Below are 12,773 nucleotides of genomic sequence, written 5' to 3' on the forward strand. Positions count from 1 at the left end.
TATTAATAATTTGTTGTTTAAACAATTATTTAAGTTTAGATTTAATTTATGAATGCAAACCATCACATAGACAACAACTTATACAAAAGTAAACTTAAAAGAGTTTTTAGTTTACAATATGTATTAAATACTGTTAGCATTCTTTGTCTTACCTCTATTTTTCTATTTGGTACATATAAAATTTTCAATGCCGATGCCGCCTATCTAGGAGGGATTTTAACATTGGTTATTTTTAGTATAATGAGAGAAAAAGTGAAAAATGTGTCTTACTCATATTTAAGACCCAAAATAAATCAAGTTCTATTTTCGAATTTATTCAACCTATTTAACCTTGTTTTTAGTGCTTTATGCTTAGTTTTAATTTATATAAATATTCAAGATGCTAGTTTAGTTTTTGAATTTAGCATGTTGGGCTCTGCAATTTTTATGATTGGTTTACCGCTGGGATTTTTCTTTTGGATATCATTCACAAGAACCGATGAAAAAGCCAAATTAATGATCACTAAATTTGATGGCATTCAAGAAATCAAATCATATGAAATATATTTCACCATCATTATAATTGCTTGCTTTGGTATTCTTTATGATTTTTTACCTCAAACCATTAATTATTTATTATTCTTACCGCTAATTTTACTGATAATCATATCGATTATAAACTTCCCTCTTCACAAAACTCAACATAAGTTAATTGTTAAATTCACGGAGACTATCAAAAGGGATTTGAAAAAAGAGAATGAAAATTTGAGTTTATTCAATGTCTACGAAAAAAACCCTTATCAACTATCTGAATTATTAAGAGAGAAATTCTTAGAAGCTTCTTTAAAAGAGAAATACTACATTTTGTATACTATCAAAAGAATTTCAGCTATAGATGAAATTGGGAGTATAGAATTACTGATTGAAAAGACTGATTCCTCAGATGAAATATATGATACTTTAGTTGAAATAAATCAGTATTTAAAAAGAATTAAAGAAGAAATTGAGGAAATAAAGAATCCATACGAATATATTGAGCAATCAAATGATTTACCCATAATCAAAGGATTGATTAGAAATCAAATTATTTCGCCTGATCGAAATTTTATAATCAAATTATTAAATGATAATAGGTTATCAGTAAAAAAGCCAGCATGTGTAGTGGCGGGCTATCAAGATGACATTAATATTATTTCAATTCTGATTGAGCATCTTGAAAAACCTGAATTAAGTTTATGGGCTCAATTAGCATTAGAAAACATAGGTGAAAAATGCTTGAAATATATCGAAATTGAATTTTCAAAAAGAAAAGAAAACTTGCTTTTCGTAGAGTCAAGCTTTGCTTTATTATGTAGAATCAATAATGAGGCTGCCTATCAAATATTGTTTAAATCTTTAAATGAAACAAACAGTAATATCAGGAAAATAGCGGCCAAAAAAATCATTATAAATAACATTGAAGTAACAGAAAAGAATCGTAAATATTTTGCTAAACTTTTTGACGAACTTATCCTGACAATATTAAGCAATGGCTATTTAATTGAACAGATGGAGTTAAAAAATGAAAACTTCAAAATACTAAAAAATGCCATTGAAAATGAAAATAAAGAAGCACTATATATCATCATCAATATTGTTAAGCTTTATTATAATCCTGTAGCAATTGAAGAGATTTTCAGAAATTATAAAAACAATAATGTTGAAAGCAATGCTGTTGCAAATTGCTTAATTGACTTAGTGATAAATGATAATTTATCGGTTCATAATAAAATTAAAACATTATTCTCACCTCGAGAAAAAGTATTATTGGAAGTACTCCAAGAAGAATTTCCAGAAATTACTCTTCAACCAAATTATGAAACTGAAGAAAAATTAATTTGGGGTATCTTAAATAAAGAATATGATCAAATTAATAGTTGGACTAGAGCATGTACCATAAACATATTACAATATGCTTACAAAGAAGATATTCCGTTTGAACTAGCATCGGAATTTCTTAACCAGAATAAATTATTGAAAGAAACAGCAGCGGTTAATATATATAAAAACTTACCTGAATTTTATACTATATTTCTTAAGAGGCTACCAGCAAATCAGGCTACCAAATTAGATTATCTTATCAGATCTAATTTAGATGTAGTCAATCAAAAGCAAATTCATCATGACAATTTACTTTTATTTGATAAAATAAATTTCTTGATTTCAATTCCTTATTTAAATTATTTATCTGTTTCTGAAATTCTAAACTTTCATAAATACTTTCAACCAAAAGTGCTAGAAGCTGGCGAACATCAAATTTCATTGAAAGAAGAATTTAATTTAGGCTACTGGATAGTGGAACATGGAAATGCTTCATATTCAAAAAATGGGATTGATTTCAATCAATTTAAAAAACGGGATATTATTAAAGTATCAGATCATGAGAGCCCAACAGAAAATGTATTTTTTTATTTAGAGGAAGATGTAAGGTTTTTAGTGGTAGATGAAGTAATTTTACTTAATATTATTAAAAACTATGAGAGCATTATCCAAAAATATTTGGAAGAATTGCCAGATAGGAATACAAATCAGAAAAAATTAAAAAAAGAAGCTGCTTGATTTTAAAAATAAAACATATTGGCATTTTAATCATTTTGCTGTTATTGGTGAAAACTGCATTTACTCAAAAGCAACAATTTGAATCATTTTCAGCTAATGATTTTTTAGGTGAAAAAGATTTCCTTTCTGCCAGTCAAGATCAAGACTTAAATATCTATTTTAAATCAAATAAAGATATTCTAAAATTTAATGGGACAAATTTCACAAAAGTAAAATTACCCATTACTCTTAAAAGTATAGATAAGCTTTATGCTTACAAAACAAAACTTTTCATCTCCGACAATACCAAAACCTATTCTTTTGATTTAAAAAATGATAGTTTAGAAGTCATTTGGGATAGACCTGTTATTCAATTTCAAGAATATGAAGACCAGTTATGGATGCTATCCAAAACCAAATTAACCCGTTTAAATGATCAATCACATACTATTGAAGAGATTCATAGTAATCAAAATGAGGAAGTATTTTACAGCTTTAATGTCGATAATTTTAATACAATAATTGGCCATAGTAATGGATTAACGGTATTAAAAAAAGATAAAAATCCACTGCAAATAGGGACTTTTCTTTCTAATCCTTCAAAGATCATTTCAGTTGATTCAAATACTTATATTCTCAATAATGATGCAATTTTTAATTACTACAATGGAGAAATATCAAGATTAGTTAAAAATGATCTTATCATTAAAGACTTCTTTATCGATGATTTCGGGAAAACTTGGTCAGTAGATTCTAAGGGAAAACTTTGGGTTAATAATGGTATAGAAACAGAAGAAATTAATAACTTATTTCCAAATGAAAATATAAAGGTTTTTAATCTATTTAATGATAAGGAAAATAATCTATGGGTGCTAGGGAAAAATCAATTACTAAAAATTGTTCAGAATAATCCATTCTCAAGACTAAACCATTCGGAAGTAACTGATATATTTAATGGGAATAAAGGTAATCTCCTTGTTCGTTCTGAGGAATTAATACATTATAACGTTTACAATAAAAAAAATACCTTAAAAATCCCGAGAAAAGAATTGCCAATTAATACAATCAATGCATTTGAATTAGATAATACTTGGATAATATCCTTTGATAAAAATATATACGAATGGAATATTGAGGATAATAATCTATCATTGCTTGTTGAAAATAGTAGTTTTATTCCATTTAGTTTTCACTCAAATGATTCACTTTTAGCTTATAACCAAAGAGGAGAGATATTTTTTTTGAACAACAATTTTTTACCAATTCGGAGAATTGATCACCTCAATTCTTCAAAAAAACTGGAGGTCTTAGAAGAAAAAATTGTTACCGTAAACAATCAAAATACTATATCAACTTTAAATAGAACAACTCAAAATACAAGCTCTTTACAGATACCAGATTCTATAAATGCCTCAAATTTGGTGGTAGGAAAAGATGGTTTCTGGTATTTTAATGAGAAGGATATCTATTTTATTAATAAAGCTGGAAATATTCAATCATTACAAATTCAACAATATGAACTTCTTGAAAATAAAATAATTATTAAGCTTTTTGATGATCATGATGGCAACCTATGGATATCAACCAAAAGCCATTTATTAAGGGTGCCTATTACAATTAAAAGAGATAAAATAAGTAGTAGATCACCTATCGCTTATAATAAGAATGATTTTTTATATTCCACTTATTTTAAAGATGCAAAAAAAGACTTATCAGGAGTTCTATGGTTCATCAATCATAATGGAATATCATTATTTAATCCCCTAAAAGAAATCCCAAACCTGATTGAACCTGGCATTTCTATTGAAAAAGCTTTTGCTTATTCATTAGATGAATATAAAAACCCCACGGATACAATTAATTTATTAGCAGATAATGCAAGAATTAAAAAGGATGCTATTGTTGTAATTGAAGCTAGAGTGATTAATCATTTAAAAAATGAAAAGTCTCAAATATCTTATCGCAATATTAGTATTAACCAAGCAGAAAGAAAGATTGAAGCAGGTGAAAAAATAATATTAACTGACTTTGAAGACGGTAGAAATACATTAGCCATTAAAGCCATTAACAGTGATGGGGTTGAAAGTAGAAACGAGGAGATGATTAATATGACTGTTATCCCGCCAATTTGGAAAAGAAACTGGTTTTACCTTAGTGGAGCATTATCTCTACTACTACTTGGATTCATTGGTTATAAAACAGTGATAAATATTAAGAACAACCGAGCGAAAGAACTTGAAGATGAACTTCACAAAGGTTTAGAGGATTTGGAAAAGAAATCTCATCTGCAAGTATTAAAAGCAGAAAGGTTAAAGCAACTAAATGAATTAATCACTTCACAAAAAGGAGAACTTGAGAAAAAGAATACGCAAATAGAATCACAGAAATACGAACTATCCTTAACAAACCAGCAAATTAAAAAGCAGAAAGATTTATTGGAAGAAACCAGTAGTAAATTGAAATCTAGTATTAATTATGCTAAAAGGATTCAAAATGCATTAATGAGTACTGAGGTTGAAATTAAAAAAGCATTCCAAGAAAGTTTTGTGTATTTTTTACCGAGGGATGTTGTAAGTGGAGATTTCTTTTGGTTTAAAAAAGCATACAATGAAAAAAATGAGGAGTTACATATTCTGGCAGCTGTAGATTGTACAGGTCATGGCGTGCCTGGTGCAATTGTTAGTGTGGTAGGAATGAACTTGCTTAACAACATCACTAAATTAAAGAAAATATATGATCCTGGTCAAATACTGACTGAATTGAACTATGACATCATTTCAGATTTAAGACAAGATGAAACGCAAGTTAATGACGGGATGGATATGACGATCGTCACGTTTAACACGGTTACGAAACAACTCTATTTTGCGGGTGCCAAAAATCCGCTTATGTATGTTGAAGACGGTGAACTTATTAGAATCAAGGGTGATAAGCATGCAATTGGTGGTCAACAAAGAGGAGTTGAAAGAGATTTTGAAACTCATCATTTAGATTTAACGGATGGGAAAAAACGAAGCTTTTATTTATTTTCTGATGGTTACCAAGATCAATTTGGTGGAGAAAAAGGCTTTAAATATTTAACAGGAAATTTCAAAAAATTATTAGTAAAAATTCATGATAAAGAAGTATTAGAACAAAAAACAATACTACATGAAGAAATTGAAGATTGGAAAGATGGTTATGCACAAACAGATGACATTTTAGTAATAGGTTTTAGAATATGAGTAAACAAAACCACCATATCATCATTAAATTCACTCCAAATGATAATATCTCAGGAGCAGACCATGTAAAAGGCTGGGTAGATTATTTTGCTGATTTTTTAAAAACAGGAATCAATTATCAACTGAAAAATACTGTTGATATTATTTTTAAAAGTGAACTTGATTTAATTACAAAAGAGGATTTTGACCAAACTGATTTAATTTTTTACATCCTCTCTCCTGCTATGGTTTTTGCTTCTAATATTAATCAAGACTCTGCAGAACTTGAACAGGCTTTAAATTTTGATATTCCACTGATTAACTCTAAAATAAAAAAGGTATTTAAGGCTCCTGTTAATATTGAGGATCTTCCTTTATCATTATCCACCCCTACTTATTATAGATTTTATGATCATAGTTTATTAAATGAAGAAGATTACCAAACATTTGAGGGTTGGAATAAATACCAGGATAATGAAAGTTATTGGAAAGTATTTGCAGACGTACTTTTAGACACTTTAAACATTTTAGGAGGCCAAGACTCCATTATTAAAAATACTGTATTTATCTCCGATAAAAATAAAAGTTATTACCACTCACGAAACTCTATCAAAAGAGAATTAAAAGCTTTCGAGACAGAAATTTTTCCAGATGAGGATTTTTCTATTGAAGCCAATTATATGGAAGACCCAGAGCTTTTCTATATGAAAAAATGTAATATGGCTTTACATTTCCCAGATGAATTTATTGATTTAACCAATGAAGAAAAAAGAAATTCTTTTAATAAATTACCTTCCTTGAGAAGATTAATCTGGTTTAGTCCTTCAGAAGGCCTTAAACCTGAGAAAAAAGCAAAATATAATGAGTTAAAAGTACAACTTAAGCCTTATCAAAACATTGAAGCGGTTGAATCCACTATTGAAGAATTAAAAGACATTATCAAAGATAATCTTAAGAAAATCAAGCAATCAACCGAAACAAAAGAAGAATCTTTAAAGAACATAATTTATATTATTTCAGATACAAGAATCAAAGATCAAAGCTTTAAAGAAATAAACCAAGATAAATCAATTGAAGAAAATTTTGATTTAAAAATAATCGATAATGTTGAAAATGTGACTGATTACCGGCATTTACATTATGAACTTTTGAGAAAAGCAGATTACTTTTTTATACTCTATTTTAAAAATAACATACCTTGGTTAAATTCTATGTCATCTGAAATAAAGAAAGCACCTGGTTTTAGAAATGAAAAAGATATTCTTGGTAAATATGTGATATATGGAAATAAATCAAAAATAGTAAAAGAAAATTTAGACGGTTTTTCTTTAATTGAAAAGGAAAAACCCGAACAAATGATAGAAGTTATTAAGAAACTAGAGTATTAAGTGCAGGATAAAAATAATAATAGGGAAAATATTTTTAATCCATTTCCGGGCTTAAGGCCTTTCGGAATTGAAGAAAGCTATCTGTACTTTGGCCGAGAAGGTCAAAGTGATGAGGTATTGGCTATATTGGAAAAAAACCGATTTGTCAATATACTAGGATCTTCAGGTACCGGTAAATCATCCTTGATGTTCTCCGGGGTTATCCCTACCCTTCACGGTGGCTTTATATCAAAAGCAGGAAACGAGTGGGAAATAATTACTGCCAAACCTGGTCTAAACCCTATTAAGAATTTAGCTAAAGGATTTAAAAAACATATTGAAGAACATTCTTCTAATGATTCTATTGACGATTCTCAAGCACTGATAAATCAACATTTATTTGAGGCAGTTCTTAAGAAAAGTACGAAAGGCTTAAGCGATTTATATAAACTTAATAAACATCTGAAAGGAAAAAACTTATTGATCTATTTAGATCAATTTGAAGAGATTTTCAGATTTAGAAAATTAGGCGAAACTAAGCATTTGAATGAATCATTGGCTTATGTGAACCTTATTTTGCAAGCAATAGAGCAAACTGAGATTCCTATTTATATTGCCCTATCAATGCGATCTGATTTCTTAGGAGATTGCGAACAATTTCCAGAACTGACCAATAAAATAAATGATAGTCACTATCTGATCCCACAAATGACTAGGGAACAGAAAAAGTTGGTGATTACTGGTCCAGTTGCAGTAGGTGATGCCAAAATATCTAACAGACTAGTTCAAAGGTTGCTCAATGACATGGGCGATAGATATGACCAATTGCCCGTTTTGCAACATGCTTTGATGCGTACCTGGAATTATTGGGCTGAAAGTGGGAATTCTAGAGAACAATTAGATTTTATCCATTATGAGGCTATAGGTGGAGTTAATGAAGCCCTATCTAGACATGCTGATGAAGCTTTTTATGAACTTAATGAGGATGAAAAAATAATCTGTGAAAAGATATTCAAAACCATTACAGAAAAAAGAAGCGATAATGATGGAATTAGAAGACCAACTCCCTTAAAAGAAATTGCACAAATAGTAGATGAGGATGAGCATATTCTAATTAAAATAATAGATAAATTCAGAATTGAAGGCCGTGCACTTCTTACCCCACGAGAAGAAGTAGAATTAAATGGCGAGTCAGTAATTGATATTAGCCATGAGGCTTTAATGAGAGTTTGGTACAGATTACGTAACTGGGTTCAAAATGAATCAGAATCGGCCCAAATATATTTACGATTATCAGAAGCTGCCACAAAATACCAACAAGGGAGTGCCAGTTTATGGCGTCCACCAGATTTGCAATTAGCTATAGAATGGAGAAATAAATCAAAACCTACTTTAAAGTGGGCACTTCAATACGAAAATAATTTCGAGGCTGTAATTCTTTTCCTGAATAAAAGTGAAGAGTCTTATAAAAGGGAACAAGAGACAAAAGAACTTTTACAAAGAAAGAGATTGAAGCGTTCCAAAATTATAGCAACCATATTAGGAACTGCTGCAGTTTTATCCATCATTCTTTTATTTTATGCTTTTAACCAAAGTAGCATTGCAGAAAGACAAAGAGAATTAGCTGAACAAAGTTCTGATGAAGCTAAAAAGAATGCTGAATTAGCTAATGAAAAAACTTTAGAAGCTCAGAGACAAAAAATAGAAGCTAACAAATCTAGTATTAGAGCGAATAAGGAAAGAAATAGGGCTGAGTTCAATTTCTACATTGCAATGGATGCAAAAAAGACTGAAGAACTTGCACGAAAACAAGCCAATGAACAAGCGCAAATTGCCATTAGACAAAGTGAAATTGCTCAAGAAAGACAAAAGCAATTAGCCATTGCCAATGAGGATCTACAACGAGAACAGAAAAACTCAACTCAATTGAGTATGAGAGCAGTTGCACAATCTTTAGCTGTAAAATCCTTGCAAATGGAAGACGATCAGTTACAAGGTCTTTTAGCTTATTTAGGGTTTAAATTTAATATCAATAATGAAGGGTATGATAGTAATAATGATGTTTATAACGGACTGTTTTATGCAGTGAAAAATTTTGATCCTGATTATTATGATGCCTTTAAAAGTAAATCTTCAGATGTGCGGTCATTACAATTTGTTCAGGACAAATTTTTATACACCACAGGTACTTCAGGTAGAATTAATGCATGGGAAGTTGAGAATTTAACAGCAAAACGAAGCATTGTGATTTTTGAACAAGAAGGAGTATTTGTTAAAAAAATATTTGTTGATAAAAACAATCAAAAACTTGTTGCACTGACTGACGGTTCGGATTTCTATGTTATTGACGTATCTCAGAGAATTAGAACTGTGGAAAAGCATAGCTTACCTGGAAGTTATGCTTTTGATGTTACTTTCATGGAAGGATCTACTGATTTCTACCTTTCTGCTTCTGATAATATGATTTATCAATTTAAAGACAATAAATTATCCTCTTTTATTGATACTAAAAGTAGAATTTATGATATGGAAGTCATAAATGAAAATTTTATAGCTACTGGAAATAACGATGGTAAAATTGAAATTTGGGATACCAATGAAAAAGAGAGTAAAATAACTATTAGGGAAGCAAATGATAAATATATTCATTCATTAGCTATGGGAAACGGCATTCTTGCAGCTGGTGATAATTCAGGTCAAGTCACTCTTTTTTACCTAGATGAAAATTTCAACTCAAGAAACTCAATTTCACTTAGAGGAAGTGATGGTGAAATAATGACTGATATTACCTTTAATGAAGCAGAAAATCAAGTAATTGCAGCAAGTACGAAAGGGACAATTCGAATGTGGAACCTTGAAGATCCTGATGAATTCCCTATGATAATAAATGAGCCAGGATCATGGGTGAATGCTATTGCCTTAATGGATAAAGACCATATCTTTGCAGGTTGTAAAGATCAGGTTTTCAGGCTATATCCGATTAAAAGTGAAATATTAGCAGAAACTTTAAAAAACAAATTAAGGAGAGATATTACGCCTGAAGAATGGGACCGATATATCGGAGACGACTTGCCGTATAAGCCAATATTTGATAAAAGTGTCTTTAAAAATCAAAGTAGATGAATAAATATTTACTAATATTATTATTTTACCTCTTAGGCACACAATTAATAGCGCAGTCTAGTTGTGAAAGAAACTTAAATGAGGCAAGAGCTGATTATTCGAATGGTAATCTATATGCCATACCTGGTAAATTAGCCAATTGTTTAGAAGAAGGCTTTAACAAAACTGAAAAAATTGATGCATTACGTTTATTGACACTGACCTATATCAATATTAATCAGCAAGAAAAAGCAAGAAATACATTTATTAAACTACTCAATCTTAAAACTGACTTTCAAGTACAGGAAAATGTAGATCCGTCTGAATTGTATTCCTTATATAGAAAAATAGATACAGATGTTAAGTATTTTATTGGGGTTACTTTTGGATTTAATTATAATACTATATTTGTTCATAAATATCGAAATACAAACCCAAACCCCATTGAACCAGATCATACAGCTAAATATAAAACTGGTATCATTCCAAGTCCACAAGTAGGTATTCAATTCTTATATCCTTTAACAAAAAACTGGATAGTTGGAGCTGAAGCCCAATATCAAAATCAAAGATTCAATTATTCAGAAAAAAACACTTACTTAATTGGTGAAAATACTGAAAACTTCAATGATAATTATACAGATATCGAATATGATGCAACAAATAATGGATTAAATTTAATTATAAACATGAGATATATGAAGGATTTCTATGAATGGAAACCTTTTATTGAAGTTGGGACTGTAGGTCGGTATAATTTAAGTTATAATGTTATCAGATATGAAAGTGATTATTTTCCTACAGTGGAGGACGAAGTTATTGATGAAAAAATAGATATCTCATCTAAAAGAGCAAATTTCAATGTGGCAGTAAGTGCAAATTTGGGAACTATGAGAAAAGTAGGTGAAAATTATGTTGAAATTAAATTTGGGGTAAGTAATTATTTTATTAACCATCTTAATCCAGAAGGGAGAGAAACAGCATATACTGAGCCGCTCTTAAAAGGAATGTCTATATTAAACGATGATATTACCAATCTAGTCTATAAGTTAAGTTTCACATTCAATATACCTTTCTTTAATTTTCAATGATCAAGAGATCCTACATATATATTCTATTATGGATTCCCATAGTTTACGCATGTCAGTTGGATCCACTACCTGAAGATGAACTGCCAAGTTTCAATAAACTTTATGCCGTTTCGGAAAATGTTGAAGCGGTAGATTTTATATGTAAACCAGATCAAAGTGGTTATATCATTCTTGGAAACTTAAAAACCAATGAAAACTCTGATATTTTTCTAATAGATGTCTCACCTGATGGGATGCAAAGAAAATTAAATAGAATTACAACTCCATTTTTCGATGAAGCAGTTAAATTAAAAATTAATGAAGTAGATAATTCAATAATAATATTAGGCAATAGACGGACAGAAGCTACTCAAGCGAATGTATATCAAAACATTTTACTTAAAGCTAATATGGAGGGCGTTCCGGTAAAAGCTGAAAATGCTTTAGATAGCGATTCAATTGAAGCAGAAATTAAAATAATAACAGATAATCAAAATTCTCCTTACAAACTTAATGACTTCATCATAGTACCACCACATTTGATCACTGTAGGCAGTATAAGACAATCTCCTACTGGCAATTTCAGTGAAATTACTAGGATTTATGATTGGAACTCTATTAATTTTTCAGACACTTCGGATGTAGATATTTTAATGACCAGACAAAAACCTGAAATGGGCCAAATACCATATAATAACTCTAGAAATTTAAAGGTATTGAAAGGAAATCATGAGAATGCCATTTATGAAGTATTCGGTCAAAGTTTTAGAGGTAATCCTAATGATGAAAGCATTGAGTCATCAGATAATATAAGTTGGAATATTTACACCAGTATTCAGTCCAGTGCCAGTGAACCAATATTTATCGGAACAGATAAAAATGAAGCCTTTGGCAATGTTCTCTATCACTCTAACCGTAAAACGTATATAGCTGGTAATTATACCAGCGAAGACCAAAATTCATTGTTTCTAATTACCAAAGAATATAATGGACGAAATAACAATACCAATCAAAATATCTACTCCTTTGCAGAATATGGAACAAAAATAAGTAGTTTGACTGAAGATGCTGAACAAAATATAATTATAGCTACCATTGAGGAAGGAACTTTAAATAATATTTCATACTTATTAAAGTTCTCTCCTTCGGGAGCACCTATTGAAGTAATGAATGAAAACCAAGAAATGGAGATTAAAAATATTCAATTTCCAAGTACAGGATTTTACAACATTAAAAAGATAGAGAGTGAAACTAATAATACAGTGGTTATACTTTCTCAAAAGGCATTTGAAAATAATTCGACAGCAATAGGATTAATGAAGATAAAATTTTAGTAAAATTCTATTAATAGATATAAATTTGTTAATTACTCCCCAATTGATTATATTTTAAGTTACACTAGATAAAAAAGTTACGAAAAACCTTTACCACCATATCAAGTATGTAATACTTTTTGGCTCACTTTTATTTTGGGC

The 12,773-nt window shown here is 29.7% G+C and carries 6 protein-coding genes; all 6 read left to right on the forward strand.

Features of this window, described 5'->3' with window-relative positions; genetic code table 11:
• Window positions 1-48 precede the first annotated feature (48 nt).
• The 6 genes from QYS49_RS14895 to QYS49_RS14920 are packed head-to-tail and all read left to right on the forward strand — an operon-like array spanning window position 49 to window position 12,632.
• Window positions 49-2,577 carry a hypothetical protein gene (locus tag QYS49_RS14895; RefSeq protein ID WP_308348392.1) on the forward strand — a complete coding sequence of 843 codons (2,529 nt, stop codon included), beginning with the start codon at window positions 49-51 and terminating at the stop codon, window positions 2,575-2,577.
• Complete coding sequence (locus QYS49_RS14900) at window positions 2,574-5,780, forward strand: SpoIIE family protein phosphatase (protein ID WP_308348393.1); 3,207 nt, start codon at window positions 2,574-2,576, stop codon at window positions 5,778-5,780. The genes QYS49_RS14895 and QYS49_RS14900 overlap by 4 nt, the downstream gene beginning before the upstream one ends.
• Entirely contained in the window at window positions 5,777-7,147 is a 1,371-nt protein-coding gene (locus tag QYS49_RS14905; protein ID WP_308348395.1) for a hypothetical protein, read from the forward strand. The genes QYS49_RS14900 and QYS49_RS14905 overlap by 4 nt, the downstream gene beginning before the upstream one ends.
• Window positions 7,148-10,249, forward strand: coding sequence for an nSTAND1 domain-containing NTPase (locus QYS49_RS14910; RefSeq protein WP_308348396.1), 3,102 nt, complete (start codon window positions 7,148-7,150; stop codon window positions 10,247-10,249).
• On the forward strand, window positions 10,246-11,319 hold the full coding sequence (locus QYS49_RS14915; protein WP_308348398.1) for a porin family protein: 1,074 nt from the start codon (window positions 10,246-10,248) through the stop codon (window positions 11,317-11,319). Before QYS49_RS14910 ends, QYS49_RS14915 begins: the two co-directional genes overlap by 4 nt.
• Window positions 11,316-12,632: a hypothetical protein gene (locus QYS49_RS14920; protein ID WP_308348399.1), complete on the forward strand. Its 1,317-nt coding sequence runs from the start codon at window positions 11,316-11,318 to the stop codon at window positions 12,630-12,632. The genes QYS49_RS14915 and QYS49_RS14920 overlap by 4 nt, the downstream gene beginning before the upstream one ends.
• The last annotated feature ends 141 nt before the right edge of the window (window positions 12,633-12,773 follow it).

Source organism: Marivirga salinae, assembly GCF_030503855.1.
Classification (GTDB): domain Bacteria; phylum Bacteroidota; class Bacteroidia; order Cytophagales; family Cyclobacteriaceae; genus Marivirga; species Marivirga salinarum.

Bases quoted from the DNA above. Each gene is read 5' to 3' on its own strand.
- QYS49_RS14895 (WP_308348392.1), top strand. From the start codon at position 49: ATGAATGCAAACCATCACATAGACAACAACTTATACAAAAGTAAACTT.
- QYS49_RS14905 (WP_308348395.1), top strand. From the start codon at position 5,777: ATGAGTAAACAAAACCACCATATCATCATTAAATTCACTCCAAATGAT.
- QYS49_RS14915 (WP_308348398.1), top strand. From the start codon at position 10,246: ATGAATAAATATTTACTAATATTATTATTTTACCTCTTAGGCACACAA.
- QYS49_RS14920 (WP_308348399.1), top strand. From the start codon at position 11,316: ATGATCAAGAGATCCTACATATATATTCTATTATGGATTCCCATAGTT.